Here is a 24,737-nt window from a genome sequence, read left to right on the forward strand (position 1 = left end):
CATGACTCAGAATCCAACGCTTGCCGCTCTGAGCGCCGCCGGCGTATCGGTGTGGCTCGATGATCTGTCCCGCGACCGGCTGAACTCGGGCAACCTGGCCGAGCTGGTCGCCACCCGCAGTGTGGTCGGGGTGACCACCAACCCGACCATCTTCCAGAAGGCGCTGGAGAAAGGGCACGCCTACGACGGGCAACTGTCCGAACTGGCCGCCCGGGGCGCCGACGTGGACGCGGTGATCCGCACCGTCACCACCGACGACGTCCGCAACGCCTGCGACGTGCTGGCCGCGGCCTGGAAGGCCTCCGACGGCGTGGACGGGCGCGTCTCGATCGAGGTCGATCCCCGGCTGGCCCATGACACCGACAAGACCGTCGCCCAGGCCGTCGAGCTGTGGAAGATCGTCGACCGCCCCAACCTGTTCATCAAGATTCCGGCCACCCGGGCGGGGCTGCCCGCCATCACCGCGGTGCTCGCCGAAGGGATCTCGGTCAACGTCACGCTGATCTTCTCGGTCGAGCGACACCGCGAAGTGATGGACGCCTACCTGGCCGGTCTGGAGGCCGCCGCGGCTGCCGGGCACGACCTGTCCACCGTGCACTCGGTGGCGTCGTTCTTCGTGTCGCGGGTGGACTCCGAGATCGACACCCGGTTGGAGAACATCGGTTCGGCTGCGGCGCTGGAACTGCGCGGCAAGGCGGGCCTGGCCAACGCGCGGCTGGCCTACGCCGCCTACGAGGAGGTGTTCGGCGGCGAGCGTTTCGCCGCGCTGGCGGCCCGGGGCGCACGCGTCCAGCGGCCCCTGTGGGCCTCGACCGGGGTCAAGAACCCGGACTACCCGGACACCCTCTACGTCACCGAGCTGGTTGCGCCCCACACCGTCAACACCATGCCGGAGCCGACGCTGGAGGCGGTGGCCGACCACGGCGTGATCTCCGGCGACACCATCGCCGGAACCGCGCCGGCGTCCCAGCAGGTCTTCGAGCAGCTCTCGGCGGTGGGTATAGACCTGCCCGACGTTTTCGAGGTGCTGGAGAGGGAGGGCGTCGAGAAGTTCGAGGCGTCCTGGGCCGAACTGCTGGACGCCACCGCAAGGCAGCTGAACGAGGCCAAGTGATCTGATGGCCGGGGGCGGGGCAGGGCGGAAAAACCCCGCGGGGTGGCAGAACCCCCTGCGGGACAAGCGAGACAAACGCCTGCCGCGTATCGCCGGTCCGTGCGGCGTGGTGATTTTCGGCGTCACCGGCGACCTCGCCCGCCGCAAGCTCATGCCGGCCATCTACGACCTGGCCAACCGGGGACTGCTGCCGCCGGCCTTCGCGCTGGTGGGCTTCGCCCGCCGGGACTGGGCCGACGAGGATTTCGCCGAGGTGGTCTACCAGGCCGTCAAGCAGCATGCCCGCACCCCCTTCCGTCAGGTGGTGTGGGATCGCCTGGCAGCGGGATTCCGTTTCGTGACAGGCACGTTCGACGACGACGAGGCATTCGCGCGCCTGGCTCAGACTCTGGAAGCCCTCGACGCCGAGCGCGGCACCGCAGGCAACCACGCCTTCTACCTGTCGGTCCCGCCGGCAGCCTTTCCGCTGGTGTGCGAGAAGCTGCACTCCACCGGGCTGGCCCGCCCGCGGGACGGCCGCTGGAGCCGGGTGGTGATCGAGAAGCCGTTCGGTCACGACTTGGCCAGCGCGCGCGAACTCAACGCGGTGGTCAACAGCGTGTTCCCGGAGGAGTCGGTGTTCCGGATCGACCACTACCTGGGCAAGGAGACGGTGCAGAACATCCTGGCGCTGCGCTTCGCCAACCAGCTGTTCGACCCGATCTGGAACGCCCACTACGTCGATCACGTGCAGATCACCATGGCCGAAGACATCGGCCTGGGCGGCCGCGCCGGCTACTACGACGGCATCGGCGCGGCCCGCGACGTGATCCAGAACCACCTGCTGCAACTGCTGGCGCTCACCGCGATGGAGGAGCCGGTGAGCTTCTCCCCCGCCGAATTGCAGGCCGAGAAGATCAAGGTGCTCTCGGCCGTGCGGCTGGCGCAGCCGCTGGACGAGACCACCTGTCGCGGTCAGTACGCCGCCGGCTGGCAGGGCGGCGAGCACGTGGTGGGCCTGCTCGACGAAGACGGGTTCGCCCACGATTCACGGACCGAGACCTTTGCGGCGATCACCCTGGAGGTCGACACCCGACGCTGGGCCGGCGTCCCGTTCTACCTGCGGACCGGCAAGCGCCTGGGCCGGCGGGTCACCGAGATCGCGCTGGTGTTCAAGCGCGCACCCCATCTGCCGTTCGACGACACGATGACCGACGAATTGGGGACCAACGCCTTGGTGATCAGGGTGCAGCCCGACGAGGGAATCACCATGCGGTTCGGTTCCAAGGTTCCCGGCCATCTGATGGAAGTCCGCGACGTCAACATGGACTTCTCCTACGGATCGACGTTCTCCGAAGATTCGCCGGAGGCCTACGAACGCCTGATCCTGGATGTACTGCTGGGCGAGCCGTCCCTGTTCCCCGTCAATGCCGAGGTCGAATTATCTTGGGAGATACTCGATCCGGTGCTCGAGAATTGGGCCGAACACGGCAAGCCCGAACCGTATCCGGCTGGCAGCTGGGGGCCCAAGGGGGCGTTCGAGATGCTCAGGCGTTCCGGCCGGGAATGGCGGCGCCCATGATTGTCGAGCTGCCCGACACCTCCACCAACGCCATCAACAAGAGGCTCGACGAGCTGCGCGAGCAGGTCGGCGCGGCGACCACGGGCCGGGTCCTGACTCTGATCATCGCCCTGTGCGACGACGCACTGCTCGATGAGTCCATCGCCGCGGCCTACATCGCCAGCCAGGAGCACCCCAGCCGGGTGATCGTGGTGATCACCGGCGAAGCCGACTCGGGCTCGGCTCGCCTGGACGCCGAGCTGCGGATGCTCGGTGATGCCGGCGGCGGCGAGGTGGTGGTGCTGAGGCTGTACGGCCCGCTGGCCGGACACGCCGACGCCGTCGTCACTCCGTTCCTGCTCCCCGACATCCCGGTGGTCGCGTGGTGGCCCGACGTCGCCCCGCCGGCACCGGCCGCCGACCCGCTGGGCGCCTTGGCGTTGCGGCGGATCACCGACGCCACCAACGCCTCCGATCCCCGGGCCGCGATCCGAAGCCGCCGAGACGGCTACACCGCCGGAGACACCGACCTGTCGTGGAGCCGAATCACCTACTGGCGCGCCCTGCTTGCCGCAGCCCTGGATCAGCCGCCGTATGAGCCGATCCGCTCGGCGGTGGTCTCCGGACTGGCGACCGAACCGACTCTGGACATCCTGGCCGGCTGGTTGGCCAGTCGCATCGACGGGCCGGTACGGCGTGCCGTCGGCGCTTTGCGGATCGAGTTGATGCGCGACAGCGAGATCGTGTCGCTGAGCCGTCCGCAAGAGGGCGTGATCGCGACCTTGAGCCGCACCGGCAGGCCCGAGGCCCTGGTCCCGCTGCCGCGCCGGGTGACCGCGGAATGCCTCGCCGAGGACCTGCGCCGGCTGGACCCCGACGGTGTTTACGGAGCCGCCCTGACGGGCCTTGAGGAAGTGGAGTACCTGTGATCGTTGCGACCTACCCCGACGCCGATGCCCTGGTCGCCGCCGCCGGCGACCGGCTGGCCGACGCGGTGGAGGCGGCCATCGCCGCCCGCGGCCGGGCACTGGTTGTGCTGACCGGGGGCGGCAACGGCATCGCGCTGCTGCGTCGCCTCGGCGAGCATGCCGCGCGGATCGACTGGGCTCGCGTGCATCTGTTCTTCGGTGACGATCGCTTCGTTGCAGCCCACGACGCCGATCGCAACGACAAGCAGGCGCGCGAGGCGCTGTTGGGCCGCATCGAGATACCGGCGGAGAACGTGCACGCGATGCCGGCCAGCGACGGCGCGTACGGCGACGACCTCGAGGCCGCCGCGCAGGCCTACCAGGAGGTGCTGGCGGCCCAGGCCGATGCGGGCCAACCCGCGCCGGAGTTCGACGTGCACCTGCTGGGTATGGGCGCTGAGGGGCACGTCAACTCGCTGTTCCCCGACACCGCTGCCGTCCGGGAGACCACGCGCATGGTGGTCGGGGTGAGCGATTCACCCAAGCCGCCGCCGCGCCGAATCACGCTGACCCTGCCGGCGATCCGGCGCTCGCGGGAGGTGTGGCTGGTGGTTGCCGGGGAGTCCAAGGCCGAGGCGGTGGCCGCCGCGATGGGCGGTGCGGACCCGGTCGAGGTTCCCGCCGCCGGTGCGATCGGCCGTGAGCAGACGGTGTGGCTGCTCGACGAGGCCGCCGCGTCGCTGCTGTCCGGGCAGCCCTCCTAGCCCGCGGCCGGCGTTCTGCTCGGCCGGGTTGCGACGCGTCCGGCGATCCCCACAAGCCGCGCCCGTCGGCCGTTCATAATGAGCGCTATGGCAGACAGAACCGCGGGAAGCGGCACCGAACGCAAGCGGCTCAAGACCTTGGCTCAGGCGGCGCTGAACGCCGACGTGACCGTCGGCCAGCTTGAAGACGTGCTCGGTGGCCTCGGCAGCACCATGAACGAGCTCAACAGTTCCCTGGCCAATCTCAACGCCACGATCGAACGCCTGGGCAGCGGCCTGGACCATCTTGAGTCGACCATGGGCAGCCTGGACGATCTGGCCCGCCGGCTGGTCACCCTGATAGAGCCGGTGGAAGCCATCGTCAACCGGATCGACTACCTGGTAGCCGTCGGCGAGACGGCCATGTCACCGCTGTCGATGACGGAGAACGCACTGCGCGGGATGCTCAACGCCATGCGCAACCGGATGCGCTGAGCGGTCACGGACTCACCACCGAGGCGTTGCGCGCCTGCTCATCGTGAGCGACTTTTCTACACAGGTGAAGGATTTTGCTACATTGATGTAGTGACTGTCACGGCCAACCAACGGGAGCGTGCCGCGCATCTGGGCCCGGAACGCCGTCGGCCCCTGGTACTGGATGCAGCGCTGGCCATCGCGGCCGCCTCGGGTACCACCGCGGTGACCATCGGCGCCGTCGCCGAGCGCCTGGGTGTCACCCGCCCGGTGGTGTATTCCTGCTTCCCCGACCGGGTCGCCCTGATCAAGGCGCTGGTCGAGCGCGAGCGCAACACCATGGTGGCCCGACTGCTCGACGCGTTGCACACCGCCCGGGGCGATGATCCCGAGGCTGCCTTCATCACCGGCTACCAGCACCTGTTGCACATGGTCGACGAGCATCCCGACACCTGGCGGCTGATCTTCGCGGTCAGCCCAGATCCCTCGGTGGCCGACGTGGTCGCAGAGGCACGCCAGGCCGTCGCGGCCAGCGCCACCCGCTGGATCGCGCCGGCCCTGCGCACGTGGTGGCAGACCGCCGATCTGGATCGCAAGCTGCCCGTTCTCATCGAACTGTTCATGTCGGCCGGTGAGGCCGCGTCGCGCTCCTTGCTGGACAGCCAAAGCGACTGGACCCCCGACGATCTCGGCATCTTGTACGGACGAATCATGTGCAGCGCATTCCGCGCGGCATAAAGCCGCACCGATAGGGGGAAACCAATGAAACAGCACCGCACCACGCAGATGCCGGCGCGGACCGAGGCCACCGGCGGCTCATTGCGCTCGGTGATCACCCGGGTCCGCCGGCGCGATTACCAGCCGCTGCTCGACTACGGGGTGTTCGGGCCGGACTCGGTGGCGTGGCGGGTATGGACGTACCCGACCACTCCCACCGTCGCGATCAGTCGAGCAGTGGTGATCGAAGAGCTTGACCCGTTCTTGACGGCGACCGTCAACGCCACCGGCCGGATCTACAACCAGCCCCGCGTCCGCCTGGAGCGCACCATCGCCTACTTCGCCACGATCGCCATCGGCGACTCCCTGTCAGCGGCCAAGGCGGCCGAGACGCTGACGAAGGTGCACGCGCACGCCGGCTGCGTGGAGCCGGTGTCGGGAGTGTGGTCAGACCCCAACAATCCCGACCAGCAACTGTGGATTCTGGTGACCGGCTGGCATTCGGTGCTCTACGCCTACGAGACCTACGGACCGGGCAGGCTCTCCGACGCCGATGAGCGCAGCTACTGGGCCGACTGCGCCAAAGCCGCGGAATTCCAGACCATCGACCCGGCTGCGGTGCCGCGCACCCGCGACGAGGTTCGGGACTACTTCCGGCGAATGCGGCCCCGGCTGGCCGCCAGCGAGGCGACCCAATACGCGATGCAGCACCTGATGAACGCCAAGGCGTTCCTGTCCGACCTGCCGCGACTGCTCACCCCGGTGAAGTGGCCCGCCCGCTTTGTGTTGCGCGCCGGGGTCATTCGGATGCTTCCCCGGTGGCAGCGGGACCTCGCCAACACCCGGCAGAGCGCGGTGGTCGACTGGTTGATCCGGCCGATTCTGCGGGTCGGCATGGCGGTGATGGCCCGACCGACGGTCGCCATCCTCGCACTGCGCTTCCTGAGCCCGTCGACCGTGCCGATCGCCGCACCGGCGCTGCTCGGCATCCCGCCGGTCACCGCAGCGACCGTCACCCCGGCGCAGGCGTTCGCCCGCCACGGCATCGCGACGCCCAAAGCGCTCTACGAGCAGTACAGATCAGAGCAGGACATCGTGATGCACCGGCCTTCTGCCCCGCTGCCGGTGCCACCTCCGGGCGGCGTCAGCCAGCCCCAGCCGGCCTAAGCCGGCTGGGGGCAGGATCGACTGGGGGCAGGGTCAGGCGTATTTGATCAGCAGGCCCACCGCGACGATCGAGATCAGCCAGATCGCGATGACGAAGTAGGTCAGCCTGTCCAGGTTTTTCTCGACCACGGTCGAACCCGACAGGCTGGACTGCACGCCGCCGCCGAACAGAGTCGACAGGCCGCCGCCCTTGGCGCGGTGCAGCAGCACCAGCAGAATCACCAGCAGGCTGGTGATCACCAAGAGAATCTGCAGCGTCAAGATCATGCCGTCACCCTACCGTTCGGCCGGCGCTTCCCCGGCGTCTGGGTCACGGCAGCGGCCCGCCGGCGGCCAGCGCCGCCAGCATCGCGAACTGCTCGCCGTCCAGCGAGGCACCGCCTACCAGACCGCCGTCCACATCGGGCTGGCCGATGAGTTCGCCGATGTTCTTGGCGTTGACCGAGCCGCCGTAGAGCACCCGGACGGTGTCGGCGACCTTGGGTGAGGCGAGCTTGCCCAGTTCCGCGCGCACCGCCGCGCACACCTCCTGCGCGTCGGCGGCGCCGGCCACCCGGCCCGTGCCGATCGCCCACACCGGTTCGTAGGCGATGACGCTGGCACCGATCTGCTCGGCGCTCAGCCCGGCCAGCGAACCCCGCAACTGCTCCAGGCAGTACTCGACGTGGTTGCCGGCCTCCCGGATCTCCAGGTGCTCGCCGATGCAGATGATCGGGGTGAGGCCGTGCTTGAGGGCGGCGGCCGCCTTCGCGGCGACCAGCGCGTCGTCCTCGCCGTGGTAGCTGCGTCGCTCGGAGTGCCCGACGACGACGAAGGTGCAACCCAGCTTGGCCAGGAACGCACCGCTGACCTCACCGGTGTAGGCGCCCGCATCGTGCTGGGAGAGATCCTGGGCGCCGAAGGTCAGCCGAAGCTTGTCCCCGTCGACCAGGGTCTGAACACTGCGCAGGTCGGTGAACGGTGGCAGCACCGTGACGTCGACCTTGTCGAAGTACTTGTCCGGCAGCGCGAAAGCCACCTTCTGCACCAGGGCGATGGCCTCGAAGTGATTGAGGTTCATCTTCCAGTTGCCGGCGATCAGCGGCTTACGACTCATTGCGACCCTCCGGTTGCGAATCCGGTCTCCAGGACCTGCAGACCTGGCAGTGGTTTGCCCTCAAGGTATTCCAGGGACGCGCCGCCGCCGGTGGAGATGTGGGAGAAACCGTCCTCTGGCAGACCCAGCGCCCGTACCGCCGCGGCGGAGTCACCACCGCCGACAACGCTGAAGGCGCCTTTGGCTGTGGCGTTTGCGATCGCTTCGGCCACTCCCCTGGTGCCGGCCTCGAACGCCGGGAACTCGAACACGCCCATCGGCCCGTTCCAGAAGATGGTCTTGGCGTTGCCCAGCAGGGCGGCGAACCGCTCCACCGAACCCGGACCGATGTCCAGGCCCATCTTGCCGTCCGGGATGGTGTCCGCGGCCACCACCTCGCCGGTGGCGGCGGCGTCGAACTTGTCGGCGACGACGATGTCCACGGGCAACCGCAGCACGTCGGCGTAGTCGTCGAGCAGTTGCCGGCAGGTGTCCACCATGTCGGCCTCCAGCAACGAGGTGCCGACCTGAAGCCCTTGTGCCGCCAGGAAGGTGAAGCACATGCCGCCGCCGATCACGATGGAGTCGGCTTTGGTGGCCAGCGACTTGATCACGCCCAGCTTGTCGGAGACCTTCGATCCGCCCAGCACCACCGCGTAGGGCCGCTCGGTCGACTCGGTCAGCTGCTGCAACACCTGGATCTCCGCGGCGACCAGCGTCCCCGCGTAGGCCGGCAGCAGCGTGGCGATGTCGTAGACCGAGGCCTGCTTGCGGTGCACCACGCCGAACCCGTCGGAGACGAAGGCCCCCGGCGAGCCGTCCGGCGCGGCGACCAGCTCGGCCAGTTCCCGGGCCAGAGCCAGCCGCTCGCCGTCGTCCTTGCTGGTCTCGCGCGGATCGAAGCGGATGTTCTCCAGCAGCAGCACGTCGCCGTCGGTCAGACCCTCGGCGCGGGCCAGGGCGTCGGTGCCGACCACATCACCGGCCAGCTGAACGTGCCGGCCCAACTGCTCGCTGAGCGCGGCCGCGACCGGCGCCAGCGACAACTTGGGGTCCGGCCCGCCTTTGGGCCGCCCCAGGTGCGCGGTCACCACGACCTTGGCGCCGGCGTCCACCAAGGCACGCAGCGTGGGCACCGATGCGGTGATCCGGCCCAGGTCGGTGATCTTTCCGTCGTCGAGCGGGACGTTCAGGTCGGAGCGCACCAGCACGCCCCGACCCGAAACACCCTCGGCGATCAGGTCTTGGACTGACTTGACGGCCACGATCGCGTTACAGCGACTTGCCGACGAGAGCGATCAGGTCGACCAGACGGTTGGAGTAGCCCCACTCGTTGTCGTACCAGGAGACCACCTTGGCCTGGTTGTCGATGACCTTGGTCAGCCCGGCGTCGTAGAGCGACGAGTGCGGGTCGGTGACGATGTCGCTCGACACGATCGGCGCGTCGTAGTACTTCAGGATGCCCTTCATCGGGCCCTCGGCGGCAGCCTTCATGGCGGCGTTGATGTCTTCGACCGACACCGACTTGCTCAGTTCGGCGGTCAGGTCGGTGACCGAGCCGGTGGGGATCGGCACCCGCAGCGCGTAGCCGTCCAGCTTGCCCTTGAGCTCGGGCAGCACCAGGCCGATCGCCTTGGCGGCACCGGTACCGGTGGGCACGATGTTGATCGCGGCGGCGCGGGCGCGACGCAGGTCGCTGTGCGGACCGTCCTGCAGGTTCTGGTCCTGGGTGTAGGCGTGGATGGTGGTCATCAGGCCCTTGACGATGCCGAACTCGTCGTTGAGCACCTTGGCCAGCGGGCCGAGGCAGTTCGTGGTGCACGAGGCGTTGGAGATGATGTTCTGGCTGCCGTCGTACTTGTCGTCGTTGACGCCCAGCACGATGGTGATGTCCTCGTCGGTGGCCGGCGCGGAGATGATGACCTTCTTGGCTCCGGCGTCCAGGTGACCCTTGGCCTTGGCGGCGTTGGTGAAGATGCCGGTGGACTCGACCACGACGTCGACACCCAGGTCACCCCAGGGCAGGGCGGCGGGGCCTTCCTTGACCTCGAGGGCCTTGATCTTGGTGTTGCCCACGACGATGGTGTCGTCGCCTTCGAGGCTGACCTCGTGGGGAAGCCGGCCCAGGATGGAGTCGAACTTCAGCAGGTGCGCCAGGCTGGCGTTGTCGGTGAGGTCGTTGACCGCGACGATCTCGATGTCGGTGTTGTTGCCCAGGGCTTTCTGTGCGTCCAATGCCCTGAAGAAGTTCCGCCCGATGCGGCCGAAGCCGTTCACGCCTACCCGGACCGTCACTGCGCTCTCCTTGTGTCTATAAGCCGACCGATGTGCTTTCCTGGCCAGCCTAGTGGGCGGGCCGCCGGCGGCGCGAAGGTGCCTCAGCGCTGCCCGGCGCCGGCCACCCTACGCCAGCCAGCTGGGGAAGCAGATGCTCGAGCCGGCCGACCTCTTCGATGTTGTGGCGCACCCAGGCACGGCAGATGGCCGAGCAACGTCGACACGGCACCGAGCTGGAGGCGGCGATCGAAACCGCAGTCCTCGACTTGCTCGCCGCGCACGGGCCCGGGGCCGTCACCATGGAGGCGGTTGCCGCCCGCGCCAAGACCAGTAAGCCCGTGCTGTATCGCCGCTGGCCCGATCGCCGCGCATTGATTCGCGACGTGCTGCTGCGCGCGGCGGTTGCCACGATTCCGCATGAGGACACCGGCAGCTACCGGACGGACATGCTGGCCGTCCTGTGAGGCTGGGCCCAGCTGTTCACCGGTCCGCGGGCCGCTGCCCTTGCCGCGGTGGTCGCGGCGATGACATACGACGCCGAGCTCGCCGCGGAATTTCGCGGCGGCGTCATCGAGTGGCGCAAACAAGAGATGGCCGCCCTGCTTTCCCGCGGCATTCAACGCGGTGACGTGCGGGCCGACGTATCGATCGAGATCGCACGCGAACTCGCCCAGAGCGTGCTGTGGCACCGTCTTCTGATCTCCGGGGATCCGATCACCGATGAGCTGATCACCGAGCTCGTCGATGACGTGCTCGTCCCCTATGTCAGGCCGCGCTGACGCCGGCTCGCGACTATCGGGGGACGGTCCGGACCGGGAGCTCGTCGCCGGTTTCGGGCCAGGGTTGACGGGACAGCATGTCGGCCACCGCCACATAACCCGCCTCGATCAGCCCGGATTTGGCGTCGACGATCCGGTAAGCCTGCTCGCGCCGATGGATGGGCTGGCCTTCGAGCACGATCACGCGCAGGTCGCCCTCGGCGAATCGGCAGCGGCGCTGCACCGCCGCGAGCAGCTGCTCGTTGTGCAGGTGGCCTTCACCGAAGTTCCAGCCGATCAGCGGGCCGGCGATGATCTCGCCGTCGCGGATGGTGTAGTCGGCCACGTTGTCGACCGCGCGGGGCAGCAGGCCGTTGAGGGCACGGCCTTGCAGGTGCATGGCGCGGAATGCGCCCGGGACCTTGTCGGCCACCAGGTCGGCGGTGGACTGGTCGTAGAACTTCGCCAACTGGCTGATGACCAGCGCCGAGCTCTTGACGACGTTGGCCTCCACGACGTCCTCGGTACCGGTGCGGAAGCACCAGAAGCTGGACGCCCAGTTTCCGGCGTAGTACCGCATCGCCGGCAGGAAGGAGATCTGCTGCGGAAACATGTTCCCGGCCACCGGGATCACCACCAGCCCGGTGAACAGAATCGCCATCAACAGCGGCGATCGCAGGTCAAAGACGCTGATCTCGGGGTGCTGGCCGAACAGGAAGAACAGCGAGAATCCGAAGAACACGTTCCACTCCAGCGGGACACCCATCGGCAGGTTGGACAAGATGTTGAGATGGAAGATCACCATGAAGGCGATCAGGAACCACCGCCACGGGTGATCTCCGGCGACCAGCACCAGCAGCGCCGGCACCACGAATTCGGCGGTGGTGCCGCCGACGTGCGCCATCAGCTGCGGTATCCGGGTGGGGCGCAGGTCGTTGCGGTGATCCCGGTACATCAGGTGTTTGACGCGGGTGAAGATCTTTGCCCGCAGCAGGGCATTGTTGCTCGTCATCACCGCAACCACATAGGGAAAGTGGTGATTCAGTTTGGAAGTGGCTGCGCCCCACCATAACCCGAGAAGGATGAGTTTGAACGCGGCCATCTGGTCGACGTAGGGAAAGAAGAAGACCAGCAACGTCAGGCCGTAGTGCTCGGCGCGAGCGGCCAGGAAGATCGTCTTGTCCCGCAGGCCCAGCAGGACCAGTGCGATCACCAGCGGAGCCACCAACACCGGGTCGAGCAGGCCCGGTCCGGGATCGCCCTGCCCGGCAGACAGCAACGTCCAGATTCCGGCAGCCAGCACCGCTGCGTAAAGCACCACGTCGACAGGAGTGCGGGTGTCGCCACGAGTGAAGGGGACTTTGTCCGGCCACGGCGGCAGCCGGATCGTCTTGGGCCGCAACCAGTACAGGACGCCGCCGATGGGCGGCCAGAATCGGGCGGTCAACGGACCCGACCCGCAGCCCAGGCCTAAGACCTCGAACAGCAGGCTGAAGACGACGAGCTTCTGGTAGACGATCGGCTGGGTCCACCATTCGGCGATGCGGCCCAGACCGCCCAGGCCCGGAGTCAACCCGATCACCGCCGCGGCGCCCACGGCGTAGGCCGCGATCTTGAGCAGATAGATCAGGTAGACCCCCGATGGGGTGCCGAAGCCCTGGTCGACCCAGTGCCTGCTGCAGACCCGGATCCGGGTCGGCCAATCGGTGCTGCGCCACGTGGCGGGGTCGACGTCGGGAACCGACGGTTTGATGAACCCCATACTGCCTCACTCCCTGCCGTGTGCCCGTTCTGTTATAGCGGCAAGAGCAGGCCGGTGATGGGCATTCGGACGGGTCCGGGCACCCCGGCGGCCCGGCTGTGCGGGCGGTGGGCGCAGAAGCGCGCAGCTAGGCGTCTTCGAGCAGTTCGGGGGTGACCGCGGACTCGGTGTCGGGAATGCCGTCCTGCTTGGCCTTGCGGTCAGCCATCGACAGCAGCCGCCGGATGCGCCCCGCCACCGCGTCTTTGGTCATCGGCGGGTCGGCCAGCCGGCCCAGTTCCTCCAGCGAGGCCTGCCGGTGCTCGACGCGCAGCCGGCCGGCCGAGGCCAGGTGCTCGGGCACGGTGTCGCCGAGGATCGCCAGCGCCCGTTCCACGCGTGCCGCCGCCGCCACCGCCGCCCGCGCGGACCGGCGCAGGTTGGCGTCGTCGAAGTTGGCCAGCCGGTTGGCGGTCGCACGCACCTCGCGGCGAATCCGGCGCTCCTCCCAGACCAGCCGCGTGTCCTGGGCGCCCATCCGGGTCAGCAGCGCCCCGATCGCCTCACCGTCGCGGACCACCACGCGGTCGGCGCCGCGTACCTCGCGGGCCTTGGCGGTGACGCCGAGCCGGCGCGCCGCACCGACCAGCGCCAGCGCGGCCTCCGGACCCGGGCAGCCAACCTCCAGCGCCGACGAGCGGCCCGGTTCGGTCAGTGAGCCGTGTGCCAAAAACGCGCCCCGCCAGGCAGCTTCGGCGTCGGCGACGCTGCCACCGACGACCTGGGCGGGCAGGCCCCGCACCGGGCGCCCGCGCAGATCCAGCAGTCCGGTCTGGCGGGCCAGCGCCTCACCGTCCTTGGTCACCCGCAGTACGTAGCGGGTGCTCTTGCGCATTCCGCTGGCCGACAGTACGTGCACGATCGCGTTGTAGCCGTACAGGTCGAAGATGTCCTTGCGCAGCCGACGTGCGATGACGCCCAGGTCCACCTCGGCCTCGACCACCACCCGGCCGGCCACGATGTGCAGGCCTCCGGCGAAGCGCAGCAGCGCCGCGACCTCCGCGCGGCGGGCGCTCACCGAACTGACCACGAGACGGCTCAGCTCGTCCTTGACTTCGGCCGTCATCGCCACGACTTGTCACCTCCCGGCCCGAGCCCGCTCGGTCCACTCACGCCGGTTTGCCGGCCCCCGCCCTCGGACTGCATCGCCACCGGGGTCGGAACTGTCAACGTCGATGCGCTCCGAACCCCGTCCAGCGCCGCCGCCAACTTTCCTGGGTCATGTAAAGGTGTACCAGGTCGGGCGACGTCGACGAACCGAACCTCCGCCGCGAACAGGGTGGCGGCCCGCCGCAGCTGTTCGCGCTCGCGTTCGCTGGGCACCCGGCCTGCGTCGATGATGATGTGGTCCACGGTGAATCCCGGCGCGTGCTGGGCCAGGACGTGCAGGTGGCGTTCCACGGAGAAGCCCGCGGTCTCCCCCGGTTCGGCCACCAGATTGAGCACTAGGGCGCGCCGGGCGGTGGTGGACTGCAGCGCCGAGGCCAGACCGGGCACCAGCAGGTGCGGGATCACGCTGGTGAACCACGAACCGGGCCCGAGCACCACCAGATCCGCGGACATGATGGCGTCCACCGCTTGCCGGGTGGCCGGCGGGTTACCCGGCAGCAGCCGAACCCGGCGCACCTTGCCCGGGGTGGTCGCCACCGCCACCTGACCGCGGATCAGCCGGAACAGCCGCGGGTCGGCTTCCAGCCCCGACACGTCGGCCTCGATCTGCAGGGCGATCGGGCACATGGGCAACACCCTGCCCTTGACGCCCAGCATCCGGCCCAGCTCGTCGAGGGCGGCCACCGGGTCGGCGAGCACCTCGTTGAGACCGGCCAGCAGCAGGTTGCCGATCGGATGACCCGCCAGCGCGCCGCTGCCGCCGAAGCGGTGTTGCAGCACGGTCGCCCACAGCTGGCCCATCGGGGTGTCGGAAGCCAGCGCCGCCAGTGCCATGCGCAGATCTCCGGGCGGAATCACGTCCAGCTCGCTGCGCAACCTGCCCGAGGAGCCGCCGTCGTCGGCCACGGTGACCACCGCGGTGACGTGCGGGGTCAGCCGGCGGGCGGCCGACAGCGTCGCATACAGACCGTGTCCCCCGCCGAGCGCGACGATGCTCGGGTTGCCACGCGCGGGTTCAACGCTCACTGGCGCCGCTCCTCCTCATCGCTCCGCAAACTCCGCTCTGCATCGTCGCCGGCGCAACTCATTCGCGGCCCAGATCCCGGTGCAGCACCCGCACCGACAGCGCGTCACCGGAATCCTGGGCGTCCAGCAGGCGCGCCAGGGCCTCGGCGATGGCGACACTGCGATGCTTGCCGCCGGTGCACCCGATGGCCAGGGTCATGTAACGCTTTCCCTCTCGTCGATAGCCGCCGACCACCAGGGTCAGCAGCCGGTGGTAGCTCCTGAGGAACTCGTCGGCGCCCGGCTGGCTCAGCACGTAGTCGCGCACCGCCGGATGCTGCCCGGTGTGCCGGCGCAGTTCGTCGACCCAATGGGGGTTGGGCAGAAAGCGCACGTCCATCACCATGTCGGCGTCCATCGGCAGGCCGTACTTGAACCCGAACGACTCGACGGTGATGGATGTCGGAGCGCTCACGGCATCGCCGCCGAACATCTCCTCGATGCTCTCCCGCAGTTCGCGAACGCTCAGCACCGAGGTGTCGATGACGAGGTCGGCGGCGGCGCGAACCGGCGCCAGCATGATCCGCTCGGCGGCGATGCCCTCGGTGAGGGTCTGCTGCCCCTGCAGCGGGTGACTGCGGCGGTTGTGTTCATAGCGCCGGACCAGCACGTCGTCACCGGCCTCCATGAACAGCACGCGGGGATTGATGCCGCGGGTGGCCAATTCGGTGCGTACCGAGTCCAGGTCCCCGGTGAATCCGGCCGAGCGCACGTCCATCACAACTGCCAGCTGGGTGATGCGCGAACCCGCCGCCAGGCCCAGGTCCACCATCCGGGTGATCAGGTCCGGGGGCAGGTTGTCGGCGACATACCAGCCCAGATCCTCCAATACCTTCGCCGCGGTGCCGCGACCGGCGCCGGACAGTCCGGTCACCAGCACGACGTCGATTCCGGCGCCGTCGCCCGGGCCGGCGACATCGCGCGCCCGCACGCCTTTGGGTGATTCCGTGGTCATCCCGACATCCGTTGCTGTTCAGCGGCGCCCGTCGCGCCGTCGGCTCCCAGTGCCTCGAGTACGGCGGCGGCGGTCGCCGCGCCGATCCCCGGGATCGAGGTGAGCTCCTCGACGGTAGCCCGTTTGAGCCGGGCCACCGATCCGAAACGGGAGATCAGCACCTTGCGCCGGTGCTCGCCGAGCCCGGGCACCGAGTCCAGCACCGATTCGGTCATCCGCTTGGACCGCTTGCTGCGGTGGTAGGTGATGGCGAACCGGTGCGCCTCGTCGCGGATCCGCTGCAGCAGGTAGAGCCCTTCGCTCTGCCGGGGCAGGATGATCGGATCCGGTTCGGAGGGCACCCACACCTCCTCGAGTCGTTTGGCCAGGCCGATGACCGCCACGTCGGTGATGCCGAGCTCGGCCAGCACTTCGGCGGCGGCATTGACCTGCGGCGCACCGCCGTCGACGACATAGAGATTCGGCGGGTAGGCAAATTTGCGGGACTTTCCTTCCGGAGCAAGGACTTCGGCGTCGTCCAAATGTCGCCGGAACCGTCGCCGGGTGACCTCTGCGATCGAGGCCACATCGTCGGACCGGCCCTGACCTGCGGCCTCCCGGATCGCGAAGTGCCGGTAGTCGGACTTGCGCGGCAGTCCGTCCTCGAACACCACCAGGGATCCGACCACGTCGGTGCCCTGCACATGGCTGATGTCGACGCACTCGATGCGCAGCGGAGCATCGGGCAGGCCCAGGGATTCCTGGATATTCTGCAGCGCAGCCGACCGTGCGGTGAAATCCCCGGCACGCTTCATCTTGTGTTGCTGCAGGGCGTCTTTGGCGTTGCGCTCGACCGTCTCGGCCAGCACCCGCTTGTCGCCGCGCAGCGGCACCCGAAGCGAGACGCGCGAACCCCGCAGCGCGGACAGCCAACTGGTCAGCTCCTCGGCGTTGGCCGGCAGACAGGGCACCAGGACCTCGCGCGGTACCGGGTTGGTCGGCTCGTCGGCTGCGCCGTCCAGCTCGGCCTGATCGCCGTAGAACTGCGTCACGAACTGCTCGACCATGGCTTCGAGTGAACTCTCGGGGTCGGCGGGGTCGCCGGGCTTCTCGACGATCCAGCCGCGCTGTCCGCGCACCCGCCCGCCGCGGACGTGAAACACCTGGACAGCCGCCTCGAGTTCGTCGTCGGCGAACGCCACCACGTCGGCGTCGGTGCCGTCGCCGAGCACGACGGCCTGCTTCTCCAGGGCCCGCCGCAGCGCCGCGACGTCGTCGCGCAGGCGTGCGGCCCGCTCGAAGTCGAGGGCGTCGGAGGCGGCCAGCATCTGCTGTTCGAGACTGCGCACCAGCCGGTCGGTCTTGCCGGCCAGGAAATCGCAGAAGTCGTCCACGATCCGCCGGTGCTCGGCGGCGCTGACCCGCCCGACGCACGGCGCGGAGCACTTGCCGATGTAGCCCAGCAGGCAGGGCCTGCCGATCTGCTGGTGACGCTTGAACACCCCGGCCGAGCATGTCCGGGCCGGGAAGACCCGCAGCAGCAGGTCCAGGGTTTCCCGGATCGCCCAGGCGTGCGAGTAGGGCCCGAAATAGCGCACGCCCTTGCGGCGCGGCCCGCGGTAGACCATCAGCCGGGGGTATTCCTCGTTCAAGGTGACCGCCAGCACGGGGTAGGTCTTGTCGTCGCGGTAGCGGACGTTGAAGCGGGGATCGAACTCCTTGATCCAGTTGTATTCCAGCTGGAGTGCCTCGACTTCGGTGTTGACCACCGTCCACTCGACCTTGGCGGCGGTGGTCACCATCTGGCGCGTCCGCGGGTGTAGCCCGGCGATGTCGGCGAAGTACGACGTCAGCCGCGGCCGCAGGCTTTTCGCCTTGCCCACGTAGATGACCCGGCCATGGGAGTCGACGAACCGGTAGACGCCGGGCGCGAGGGGAATGGAGCCCGGCGCCGGACGATAGGTCGCAGGGTCTGGCACGTAACCAGGCTAGCGGCGATCGCAAGCGCGACGGAGTCGGGCGCAGCGGGTCGCCGCGCAATGCCTCAGCCCAGCGGCGGCGGGGCGGGCCGGTAGCGCGCCATCAGTGCCCGCAGCGCCCGCATGGCCTCCACGGCGTGTTCCTTGTCGGCCGACTGGATGGCCACCAGGGGAATGTATTCGTCGTCGGGCAACTCCAGCCTGGCCCAGCGCTTGCCCGGCGGAAAGGTGACGCCCACCACCTGCGCCCAGGGAATCAACCGGTCGCCGAGCGCATTGCGCACCGACACCCCGGATTCGCCGACCCGGACGCGCGCCCGCGTCAACATCAATAACGCCCCGGCCACGATGAGACCCAGCACAACAACCGCCACCCGATCGTAGGTGCGAAAGATCACGCCGCTGGCGCGAATCGTCAGCAACATACTCACCACAACGTGGATCGTCACGATCAGGATCGCGACCATCCAGATGCCGTAACGCATCACGCGTGGGCGCACCTCGAGATCCCACTGCGGGGCCCCGGACGGGCGCGTCACGGCGCCGTGCGCAGCTCGCGCAGGGTCAGCGCCGTACTGAGCGCCGCGGCCGCCGCCTGAGCGCCCTTGTCCTCGGTGGAATCCGGCAGTCCGGCGCGGTCCAGCGCCTGCTCCTCGTCGTTGACGGTGAGCACGCCGTTGGCCACCGGGGTGGCGGCATCCAGCGAAACCCGGGTCAGGCCCTGCGTCACCGCGTCGCACACGTAGTCGAAATGCGGTGTGGCGCCCCGGATCACCACACCCAGGGCTACTACCGCGTCGTGGTTGCGCGCCACTTCCTGCGCCACCACGGGAATCTCGATCGCGCCGAGCACCCGCACCACGGTCGGCTCGGGGATGCCGGCGTCGGCGGCCACCTTGCGGGCCCCCGCCAGCAGCGCGTCACAGATACGGGTGTGCCAGGTACTGGCCACAATGGCCAGGCGCACGTCGGAGGCGTGGAGCGCCGGGATGTCCGGGACCCCTGCGGCTGGGCTCATCTACAGCGCTCCGCCGAATTCGCCGGGCAGCTGCTCGGCGTCGTCGAAGTCCTCGAGTCCTGTCAGGTCGTGGCCCATCCTGTCGCGTTTGGTCAGCAGGTAGCGGATGTTCTCGGAGTTGGCGCGAACCGGCAGCGGCACGCGCTCGATGATATGGAGACCGTAGCCGTCGAGCCCAACCCGTTTGGCCGGGTTGTTGGTGAGCAGCCGCATCGAGCGAACGCCCAGATCGGTGAGGATCTGCGCCCCGATCCCGTAGTCGCGCGCGTCGGCCGGCAGCCCCAGTTTGAGGTTGGCGTCGACGGTGTCGTCACCGGCGTCCTGCAGCTGGTAGGCCTGCAGTTTGTGCAGCAGGCCGATCCCGCGGCCCTCGTGCCCGCGCATGTAGAGCACCACGCCGCGGCCCTCGTGCGCCACCATCGCCAGCGCGGCGTCCAGCTGCGGTCCGCAGTCGCAGCGCCGCGACCCGAACACGTCACCGGTCAAACACTCCGAGTGGACACGAACGAGCACGTCGTCGCCGTCGTTGTCGGGTCCGGCGATCTCGCCGCGGACCAGCGCGACGTGCTCGACGTCCTCGTAGATGCTGGTATAGCCGACCGCCCGGAACTCGCCGTGACGGGTCGGGATACGGGCTTCGGCGACCCGCTCGATGTGCCTTTCGTGCTTGCGCCGCCACTCGATCATGTCGGCGATGGAGATCAGCGCCAGGCCGTGCTCGTCGGCGAAGACCCGCAGCTCCTCGGTCTGGGCCATCGCGCCCTCGTCCTTTTGGCTGACGATCTCGCAGATCGCGCCGGCCGGCTGCAGGCCGGCCATCCGGGCCAGGTCGACCGCGGCCTCGGTGTGGCCGGGCCGGCGCAGCACCCCACCGTCCTTGGCCCGCAGCGGCACGACATGGCCGGGACGGGTGAAGTCGTCGGCCGCACTGGTCGGATCGGCCAGCAGGCGCATGGTCGTCGCGCGGTCCGATGCCGAGATCCCGGTGCCGACGTTGTTCTTGGCGTCGACGGTCACGGTGTAGGCGGTTCCGTGCTTGTCCTGGTTCACCGCATACATGGGCAGCAGGCCCAGCCGGTCGCAGATCGCGCCGTCCAGCGGTACACACAGGTAACCGGAGGTGTAGCGCACCATGAACGCCACCAGCTCGGGTGTGGCCTTCTCGGCGGCGAAGATCAGGTCGCCTTCGTTTTCCCGGTCTTCGTCGTCGATGACGACGACGGCCTTTCCAGCCGCGATGTCGGCAACCGCCCGCTCGACGGTGTCCAACTTCGTCATCTGTGTCACCTTGTTTTCGCCATCGGGGAGCACCCGGACGGCGCTACCTGCCCGTCCAGTATGAACCACCCCGGAACCACCATTCGCTCCGTGACTCATTCCGTGGGCTTAATCACCAGCCGTTCGACGTATTTGGCGATCACGTCGACCTCCAGATTGACCAGCGCACCGACCGGGGCGCGGCCCAGTGTCGTCAGTTCCAGGGTGGTAGGAATCAGCGAGACTTCAAAGAAATCTCCGCTGTCCGCGGCGTCGCAGCCCAGCCCCGACACCGTCAGCGAGGTGCCGTCGACGGTGATCGAGCCCTTCTCCACCACGTAGCGCGCCAGGGCGGCCGGCAAGCCGATGCGCACCACCTCCCAGTGCTGGCCGGGGGTGCGGGCCAAGACCCGCCCGGTGCCGTCGACATGCCCCTGCACGATGTGCCCGCCCAGCCGGCTGCCCAGCGCCGCCGCCCGCTCGAGATTGACCGCACTGCCGACCTGCAAAGATCCCAGGCTGGAACGCTCCAGGGTCTCGCGCATCACATCGGCGCTGAAGCGACCGCCGGGCTGCACCTCGACAACGGTCAGGCACACCCCGTTGACGGCGATCGAGTCGCCGTGGCGGGCATCGGAGGTGACGGTGGGGCCCTGGATGACCAGGCGCGCAGCGTCGGCGAGGTCCTCGCGGCCGACCAGCTCGCCCAGTTCCTCGACAATTCCGGTGAACATCACAACAGGCTAGCGACGGGCACCGGCGCGGCGGACTCGGGCGCGTCGGCCGTGGTTGTCTACGCTGCCCCGCCTCGGCCGGGAGGCCTCTATACGATGTCCCCCATGCGCAGACTTCTCATCGCCCTGGCCACCGCGACCACCGCTGCCGCGCTGCTGGCCGGCTGTTCATCCAAGGACGCCGGCGGTCCGCTGCCGGACGCGACGACACTGGTCGCGGAATCGGCGACCACCACCGCCAACCTCCAGAGCGCACACCTGGCCCTGACCGTGACCGGCCAGATCAAAAACCTCCCGGTCAAGACCCTTGAGGGCGATCTGACCACCCAGCCGGCCACCGCCGCCAAGGGCAACGCCACGATCATGATGCTGGGCTCGGACGTCGACGCGAAGTTCGTCGTGATCGACGGTGACCTCTACGCCGCGATCACCGGCGACGACTACGACAACTACGGCGCCGCCGACAAGATCTACGACGTGGCCGCGATCCTGAGCCCGGACAAGGGCCTGGCCAACATGCTGGCCAAGCTGACCGACACCCAGGCCGTCGGCCGCGACACCATCAACGGCCAGAAGGCCGTGCGGGTCACCGGCAACGCCCCCGCCGACGCCGTGAACTCCCTGGCCCCGCAGCTGAAGGCCACCGCACCCACCCCGGCCACGGTGTGGATCTCCGAGGACGGCGATCACCAGCTGGTGCAGGCCCAGCTCGACCCCAGCGCGGGCAACGCCATTCAGATGACCCTGTCGAATTGGAATGCCCCCGTCACGATCGAGAAGCCGGCGGGAGCGTAATGCGAGTCAACCGCCGGCTCGCGATCAGCGCAGGTAGCCTGGCCGTCCTGCTCGGTGCCCTCGACACCTACGTCGTGGTCACGATCATGCGCGACATCATGGCTCCGCAGCCGGCCGGTGTCGGCATCCCCATCAATAAGATTCAGCAGCTCACCCCGATCATCACCTGCTATCTGCTCGGCTACATCGCGGCCATGCCGCTGCTGGGACGGGCCTCCGACCGGTTCGGCCGCAAACTGCTGCTGCAGGTCAGCCTGGCCACGTTCGCGGTCGGTTCGGTGGTGACGGCACTTGCCGGGGATCTGACGACCTTGGTCGCCGGGCGCACCATTCAGGGCATCGCCAGCGGCGCCCTGCTGCCGGTGACCCTGGCGCTGGGCGCCGACCTGTGGTCGCAGCGCAATCGGGCCGGCGTGCTCGGCGGGATCGGTGCCGCCCAGGAGCTCGGCAGCGTGCTGGGCCCGCTGTACGGCATCTTCATCGTCTGGGCGCTGCGGGACTGGCGCGACGTGTTCTGGATCAACGTGCCGCTGACCGCGATCGCCATGGTGATGATCCACTTCAGCCTGCCCTCGCGCGCCGATACCGAGCAGGACGGCACTCCCCCCGAACGCGTCGACGTGGTCGGGGGTCTGCTGCTGGCGGTGATGCTGGGTCTGGCGGTGATGGGTCTCTACAACCCCGAGCCCACCGCCAAGCAGGCCCTGCCGGACTGGGGTCCGCCCCTGCTGGTCGGCGCGGCGGTGGCCCTGCTGGCGTTCGCGGTCTGGGAGCGGTTCGCCCGCACCAAGCTGATCGACCCGGCCGGCACCCGGTTCGGCCCGTTCCTGGCGGCGCTGGGCTCCTCGATGTGCGCCGGCGCGGCGTTGATGGTGACGCTGGTCAATGTCGAACTGTTCGGGCAGGGCGTGCTGGGCATGACCCAGAACGAAGCGGCCGGCCTGCTGCTGCGGTTCCTGATCGCGCTCCCGGTCGGCGCCCTGGTGGGCGGCTGGATCGCCACCCGCGTCGGGGACCGGCTGGTGGCGTTCGCCGGTCTGCTCATCGCCGCCGGCGGCTACGCACTGATCTCGAAGTGGCCGGTCGACCTGCTCAACTACCACCACAACCTCTTCGGTGTGGTGAGCCTGCCCGCGTTGGCCACCGACCAGATGCTGGCCGGTTTCGGGCTCGGCCTGGTTATCGGCCCGCTGACCTCGGCGGTGATGCGCGCTGTTCCGCCCCGCGAGCACGGCATTGCCGCCTCGAGCGTGGTGGTGGCCCGGATGACGGGCATGCTGGTCGGGATGGCGGCGCTGTCGGCGTGGGGGCTCTACCGCTTCAACCAGATCCTGGCGAGCCGGCCCAAGGCTGTCGGCGACACCCTGGCGGAGAAGATGCTGCACAAGGCCGCCAACTCCAAGGTGGCCTTCGCGATGATGTACGGGGAGATCTTCTGGATCACCGCGATCGTCTGCGTGGTGGGCGCGGTGCTCGGGTTGCTCATCGGCAGCAACAAGGTAGTCGCCGAGGACCCGGAGCTGCCGGAGCCGGAAGCCGCCCTGGCGCGCTGAGCCGCGGTGCGGCTAGTGCGGCACCAGGCTCAGCAGCAGGTCGGGACCGATCTGCTCCATGGTGTCAAAGCGCCAGCGCAGCGCGCGGGCGATGTTGGGCACGCCCACGTCGTCGACCGCGGTGACCGGTCCGCCCAACAGGATCGGTGCCACGTAGGCCAGGATCCGGTCGATGGCCCCGGCCCGCAGGAAGGCGCCGGCCAAGGTCGGCCCGCCCTCGAGGAGCACATCGGTGCGGTCGGAGAGCGCCCGCAGCACTTCGGCGGGGTCATGGGTGCGGATCACCATGGTGCGCGAGTCGTCGTTGAGCACGTGGGCGTCCGCGGAGATCTCGCGTCGGCCCACCACCACCCGCAGTGGCTGACGATCGGCGAGGGTGCCGTCGGGAAGCCGGGCGGTCAGCGTGGGGTCGTCGACGAGCACGGTCCCGGTGCCCACCACGATGGCATCGGCCGCGGCGCGGCGGCGGTGCAGGTCGGCTCGGGCCGCTTCGCTGGTGATCCACTGGCTGGAACCGTCGGCGGCCGCGCTGCGCCCGTCGATGCTGGTGGCGTACTTCCAGGTGACGTGCGGTCGGCCGGTGCGCTGCTTGTGCAGCCATTCCCGTAACGGACCGGTGCTGACCGCCTTGGCCTGCACCCCGGCGATCACCCGCACGCCCGCCTCGGCGAGTCTGGCGGCACCGCCCGCGGCGGCCGGGTTGGGGTCCTCGACGGCGTAGACCACCTGCGCCACCCCGGCGGCCAGCAGGGCGTCCACGCACGGCGGGGTCTTGCCGTGGTGATTGCACGGCTCCAAGGTGACGACGGCCGTTCCGCCGGCGCTGAGTTCGCCGGCCCGGCGCAACGCCACCACCTCGGCGTGAGCCTCACCGGCCGGGCGGGTCCCGCCGACGCCCACCACCGCGCCGTCGCGGTCCAAGATGACCGCGCCGACCGGCGGATTGGGGTAGGTGGCGCCTTTGACGCGTTGGGACTGCTCGATCGCCAGCAGCATCGCGGCATCGTGGTCGACGGCGTGCTCGGCGGTCGGCTTAGCGCTCATGCGCGCAGATGCGGTGACGCCGCCAGGGCCTGACGACGCAGCGATTCCACGGCGGCACCCGGATCGGCCGCGCTGTAGACGGCCGAGCCGGCGACGAAGCAGTCGACACCGGCCGCGGCGGCCTGTTCGACGGTGTCGGCGTTGATCCCGCCGTCGATCTCCACCAGGATGTTCAATTCCCCGGAATCGACGAGCTTGCGCACCGCCCGTACCTTGCTCAGCACCTCGGGGATGAACGACTGCCCGCCGAAGCCCGGCTCGACCGACATCACCAGCAGGGTGTCGAAATCTCGCAGGATCTCCAGGTAGGGCTCCAGCGGCGTGCCGGGTTTGATGCTCAGTCCGGCCTTGGCGCCGGCAGCCCGGATGTCGCGGGCCACCGCGACGGGGTTGTCGGTGGCCTCGGCGTGGAAGGTGACGTTGTAGGCACCGGCCTCGGCATACGGCGGCGCCCACCGGCCGGGGTCCTCGATCATCAGATGACAGTCCATCGGGATGTCGGTGGCCGCCAGCAGGCTCTGCACCACGGGCAGGCCCAAGGTCAGGTTCGGGACGAAGTGGGCGTCCATCACATCGACGTGCAGCCAGTCCGCGCCCTTGACGGCGGCGGCCTCATCGGCGAGGCGGGCGAAATCGGCCGACAGGATCGACGGCGCGATCATGGGTCGTGACAT

26 protein-coding genes are annotated in these 24,737 nt (G+C 69.0%); 11 read left to right on the top strand and 15 right to left on the bottom strand.

Going from position 1 to position 24,737, the window contains the following annotated elements:
* The first annotated feature begins 1 nt into the window (after position 1).
* The 7 genes from tal (at position 2) to AWC02_RS05570 (ending at position 6,663) form a co-directional block, all read left to right on the top strand.
* Positions 2–1,114 carry a transaldolase gene (gene tal, locus AWC02_RS05540; protein WP_085127784.1) on the top strand — a complete coding sequence of 371 codons (1,113 nt, stop codon included), beginning with the start codon at positions 2–4 and terminating at the stop codon, positions 1,112–1,114.
* Positions 1,115–1,118: 4 nt separating this feature from the next.
* A complete protein-coding gene (gene zwf, locus AWC02_RS05545) occupies positions 1,119–2,675 on the top strand; it encodes a glucose-6-phosphate dehydrogenase (RefSeq protein ID WP_085127785.1) in 1,557 nt (518 codons plus the stop codon).
* Positions 2,672–3,583: a glucose-6-phosphate dehydrogenase assembly protein OpcA gene (opcA, locus tag AWC02_RS05550; protein WP_085127858.1), complete on the top strand. Its 912-nt coding sequence runs from the start codon at positions 2,672–2,674 to the stop codon at positions 3,581–3,583. The genes zwf and opcA overlap by 4 nt, the downstream gene beginning before the upstream one ends.
* The gene (gene pgl / locus AWC02_RS05555) at positions 3,580–4,326 is read left to right on the top strand and encodes a 6-phosphogluconolactonase (RefSeq protein WP_085127786.1); all 747 of its coding nucleotides are present in this window, start codon (positions 3,580–3,582) and stop codon (positions 4,324–4,326) included. The genes opcA and pgl overlap by 4 nt, the downstream gene beginning before the upstream one ends.
* 78 nt (positions 4,327–4,404) lie before the next feature.
* Positions 4,405–4,800 (top strand): ATPase, encoded by a 396-nt coding sequence (locus AWC02_RS05560; protein ID WP_085127787.1) that lies wholly within the window; start codon positions 4,405–4,407, stop codon positions 4,798–4,800.
* A gap of 90 nt (positions 4,801–4,890) precedes the next feature.
* Entirely contained in the window at positions 4,891–5,517 is a 627-nt protein-coding gene (locus tag AWC02_RS05565) for a TetR/AcrR family transcriptional regulator (protein WP_419179204.1), read from the top strand.
* 24 nt (positions 5,518–5,541) lie between these two features.
* Positions 5,542–6,663, top strand: a complete 1,122-nt coding sequence (locus AWC02_RS05570; protein ID WP_085127789.1) for an oxygenase MpaB family protein — start codon at positions 5,542–5,544, stop codon at positions 6,661–6,663.
* A gap of 33 nt (positions 6,664–6,696) precedes the next feature.
* On the opposite strand, the gene secG is transcribed toward AWC02_RS05570, so the two are convergent.
* Genes secG through gap form a run of 4 tightly spaced genes read right to left on the bottom strand, consistent with a single transcriptional unit; the run spans position 6,697 to position 10,033 of the window.
* The gene (gene secG / locus AWC02_RS05575) at positions 6,697–6,930 is read right to left on the bottom strand and encodes a preprotein translocase subunit SecG (protein ID WP_064997117.1); all 234 of its coding nucleotides are present in this window, start codon (positions 6,928–6,930) and stop codon (positions 6,697–6,699) included.
* 43 nt (positions 6,931–6,973) lie between these two features.
* Positions 6,974–7,759 (bottom strand): triose-phosphate isomerase, encoded by a 786-nt coding sequence (gene tpiA, locus AWC02_RS05580; protein ID WP_085127790.1) that lies wholly within the window; start codon positions 7,757–7,759, stop codon positions 6,974–6,976.
* Complete coding sequence (locus AWC02_RS05585; RefSeq protein ID WP_085127791.1) at positions 7,756–9,003, bottom strand: phosphoglycerate kinase; 1,248 nt, start codon at positions 9,001–9,003, stop codon at positions 7,756–7,758. The genes tpiA and AWC02_RS05585 overlap by 4 nt, the downstream gene beginning before the upstream one ends.
* Before the next feature lie 7 nt (positions 9,004–9,010).
* A complete protein-coding gene (gap, locus tag AWC02_RS05590; protein ID WP_085127792.1) occupies positions 9,011–10,033 on the bottom strand; it encodes a type I glyceraldehyde-3-phosphate dehydrogenase in 1,023 nt (340 codons plus the stop codon).
* A gap of 185 nt (positions 10,034–10,218) precedes the next feature.
* Between gap and AWC02_RS22965 the strand changes: the two genes are divergently transcribed.
* Both AWC02_RS22965 and AWC02_RS22970 read left to right on the top strand, forming a co-directional pair.
* Positions 10,219–10,479: a helix-turn-helix domain-containing protein gene (locus AWC02_RS22965; RefSeq protein ID WP_336385668.1), complete on the top strand. Its 261-nt coding sequence runs from the start codon at positions 10,219–10,221 to the stop codon at positions 10,477–10,479.
* Positions 10,480–10,491: 12 nt separating this feature from the next.
* On the top strand, positions 10,492–10,794 hold the full coding sequence (locus tag AWC02_RS22970; protein ID WP_336385669.1) for a TetR-like C-terminal domain-containing protein: 303 nt from the start codon (positions 10,492–10,494) through the stop codon (positions 10,792–10,794).
* A 13-nt stretch (positions 10,795–10,807) separates the two neighbouring features.
* On the opposite strand, the gene AWC02_RS05600 is transcribed toward AWC02_RS22970, so the two are convergent.
* The 9 genes from AWC02_RS05600 to AWC02_RS05640 all read right to left on the bottom strand — a co-directional run bounded on the left by AWC02_RS05600 (position 10,808) and on the right by AWC02_RS05640 (position 20,671).
* Complete coding sequence (locus tag AWC02_RS05600) at positions 10,808–12,535, bottom strand: DUF3556 domain-containing protein (RefSeq protein WP_085127793.1); 1,728 nt, start codon at positions 12,533–12,535, stop codon at positions 10,808–10,810.
* A 127-nt stretch (positions 12,536–12,662) separates the two neighbouring features.
* Entirely contained in the window at positions 12,663–13,640 is a 978-nt protein-coding gene (gene whiA, locus AWC02_RS05605) for a DNA-binding protein WhiA (RefSeq protein ID WP_109560890.1), read from the bottom strand.
* Complete coding sequence (locus AWC02_RS05610) at positions 13,637–14,710, bottom strand: YvcK family protein (protein ID WP_085127794.1); 1,074 nt, start codon at positions 14,708–14,710, stop codon at positions 13,637–13,639. Before AWC02_RS05610 ends, whiA begins: the two co-directional genes overlap by 4 nt.
* A gap of 58 nt (positions 14,711–14,768) precedes the next feature.
* The gene (gene rapZ / locus AWC02_RS05615) at positions 14,769–15,704 is read right to left on the bottom strand and encodes an RNase adapter RapZ (RefSeq protein ID WP_085127795.1); all 936 of its coding nucleotides are present in this window, start codon (positions 15,702–15,704) and stop codon (positions 14,769–14,771) included.
* Positions 15,701–17,662, bottom strand: a complete 1,962-nt coding sequence (gene uvrC / locus AWC02_RS05620) for an excinuclease ABC subunit UvrC (protein ID WP_085127796.1) — start codon at positions 17,660–17,662, stop codon at positions 15,701–15,703. Before uvrC ends, rapZ begins: the two co-directional genes overlap by 4 nt.
* 65 nt (positions 17,663–17,727) lie before the next feature.
* Positions 17,728–18,147, bottom strand: a complete 420-nt coding sequence (locus AWC02_RS05625; RefSeq protein WP_085127859.1) for a PH domain-containing protein — start codon at positions 18,145–18,147, stop codon at positions 17,728–17,730.
* A 50-nt stretch (positions 18,148–18,197) separates the two neighbouring features.
* The gene (gene ribH, locus AWC02_RS05630; protein ID WP_085127797.1) at positions 18,198–18,680 is read right to left on the bottom strand and encodes a 6,7-dimethyl-8-ribityllumazine synthase; all 483 of its coding nucleotides are present in this window, start codon (positions 18,678–18,680) and stop codon (positions 18,198–18,200) included.
* Positions 18,681–19,958 (bottom strand): bifunctional 3,4-dihydroxy-2-butanone-4-phosphate synthase/GTP cyclohydrolase II, encoded by a 1,278-nt coding sequence (locus AWC02_RS05635; protein ID WP_085127860.1) that lies wholly within the window; start codon positions 19,956–19,958, stop codon positions 18,681–18,683.
* 95 nt (positions 19,959–20,053) lie between these two features.
* Entirely contained in the window at positions 20,054–20,671 is a 618-nt protein-coding gene (locus AWC02_RS05640) for a riboflavin synthase (protein WP_085127798.1), read from the bottom strand.
* A 96-nt stretch (positions 20,672–20,767) separates the two neighbouring features.
* Here AWC02_RS05640 and AWC02_RS05645 point away from each other — a divergent pair, with 96 nt between their 5' ends.
* Both AWC02_RS05645 and AWC02_RS05650 read left to right on the top strand, forming a co-directional pair.
* On the top strand, positions 20,768–21,466 hold the full coding sequence (locus AWC02_RS05645) for an LppX_LprAFG lipoprotein (protein WP_085127799.1): 699 nt from the start codon (positions 20,768–20,770) through the stop codon (positions 21,464–21,466).
* On the top strand, positions 21,466–23,019 hold the full coding sequence (locus AWC02_RS05650) for an MFS transporter (protein ID WP_085127800.1): 1,554 nt from the start codon (positions 21,466–21,468) through the stop codon (positions 23,017–23,019). The genes AWC02_RS05645 and AWC02_RS05650 overlap by 1 nt, the downstream gene beginning before the upstream one ends.
* Positions 23,020–23,031: 12 nt before the next feature.
* On the opposite strand, the gene ribD is transcribed toward AWC02_RS05650, so the two are convergent.
* A complete protein-coding gene (gene ribD, locus AWC02_RS05655; RefSeq protein ID WP_085127801.1) occupies positions 23,032–24,063 on the bottom strand; it encodes a bifunctional diaminohydroxyphosphoribosylaminopyrimidine deaminase/5-amino-6-(5-phosphoribosylamino)uracil reductase RibD in 1,032 nt (343 codons plus the stop codon).
* On the bottom strand, positions 24,060–24,737 hold the full coding sequence (gene rpe / locus AWC02_RS05660; protein WP_082109490.1) for a ribulose-phosphate 3-epimerase: 678 nt from the start codon (positions 24,735–24,737) through the stop codon (positions 24,060–24,062). Before rpe ends, ribD begins: the two co-directional genes overlap by 4 nt.

Source organism: Mycolicibacter engbaekii, from assembly GCF_002101585.1.
Taxonomy (GTDB): domain Bacteria; phylum Actinomycetota; class Actinomycetes; order Mycobacteriales; family Mycobacteriaceae; genus Mycobacterium; species Mycobacterium engbaekii.

What these genes read in the sequence shown, in the direction of transcription:
- tal (WP_085127784.1), top strand. Translation starts at nt 2, where the DNA reads ATGACTCAGAATCCAACGCTTGCCGCTCTGAGCGCCGCCGGCGTATCG.
- zwf (WP_085127785.1), top strand. Translation starts at nt 1,119, where the DNA reads ATGGCCGGGGGCGGGGCAGGGCGGAAAAACCCCGCGGGGTGGCAGAAC.
- opcA (WP_085127858.1), top strand. Translation starts at nt 2,672, where the DNA reads ATGATTGTCGAGCTGCCCGACACCTCCACCAACGCCATCAACAAGAGG.
- AWC02_RS05560 (WP_085127787.1), top strand. Translation starts at nt 4,405, where the DNA reads ATGAGCGCTATGGCAGACAGAACCGCGGGAAGCGGCACCGAACGCAAG.
- AWC02_RS05570 (WP_085127789.1), top strand. Translation starts at nt 5,542, where the DNA reads ATGAAACAGCACCGCACCACGCAGATGCCGGCGCGGACCGAGGCCACC.
- secG (WP_064997117.1), bottom strand. Translation starts at nt 6,930, where the DNA reads ATGATCTTGACGCTGCAGATTCTCTTGGTGATCACCAGCCTGCTGGTG.
- tpiA (WP_085127790.1), bottom strand. Translation starts at nt 7,759, where the DNA reads ATGAGTCGTAAGCCGCTGATCGCCGGCAACTGGAAGATGAACCTCAAT.
- AWC02_RS22965 (WP_336385668.1), top strand. Translation starts at nt 10,219, where the DNA reads ATGGCCGAGCAACGTCGACACGGCACCGAGCTGGAGGCGGCGATCGAA.
- AWC02_RS05600 (WP_085127793.1), bottom strand. Translation starts at nt 12,535, where the DNA reads ATGGGGTTCATCAAACCGTCGGTTCCCGACGTCGACCCCGCCACGTGG.
- whiA (WP_109560890.1), bottom strand. Translation starts at nt 13,640, where the DNA reads ATGACGGCCGAAGTCAAGGACGAGCTGAGCCGTCTCGTGGTCAGTTCG.
- rapZ (WP_085127795.1), bottom strand. Translation starts at nt 15,704, where the DNA reads ATGACCACGGAATCACCCAAAGGCGTGCGGGCGCGCGATGTCGCCGGC.
- AWC02_RS05625 (WP_085127859.1), bottom strand. Translation starts at nt 18,147, where the DNA reads ATGCGTTACGGCATCTGGATGGTCGCGATCCTGATCGTGACGATCCAC.
- ribH (WP_085127797.1), bottom strand. Translation starts at nt 18,680, where the DNA reads ATGAGCCCAGCCGCAGGGGTCCCGGACATCCCGGCGCTCCACGCCTCC.
- AWC02_RS05635 (WP_085127860.1), bottom strand. Translation starts at nt 19,958, where the DNA reads ATGACGAAGTTGGACACCGTCGAGCGGGCGGTTGCCGACATCGCGGCT.
- AWC02_RS05640 (WP_085127798.1), bottom strand. Translation starts at nt 20,671, where the DNA reads ATGTTCACCGGAATTGTCGAGGAACTGGGCGAGCTGGTCGGCCGCGAG.
- AWC02_RS05645 (WP_085127799.1), top strand. Translation starts at nt 20,768, where the DNA reads ATGTCCCCCATGCGCAGACTTCTCATCGCCCTGGCCACCGCGACCACC.
- AWC02_RS05650 (WP_085127800.1), top strand. Translation starts at nt 21,466, where the DNA reads ATGCGAGTCAACCGCCGGCTCGCGATCAGCGCAGGTAGCCTGGCCGTC.
- ribD (WP_085127801.1), bottom strand. Translation starts at nt 24,063, where the DNA reads ATGAGCGCTAAGCCGACCGCCGAGCACGCCGTCGACCACGATGCCGCG.
- rpe (WP_082109490.1), bottom strand. Translation starts at nt 24,737, where the DNA reads ATGTCACGACCCATGATCGCGCCGTCGATCCTGTCGGCCGATTTCGCC.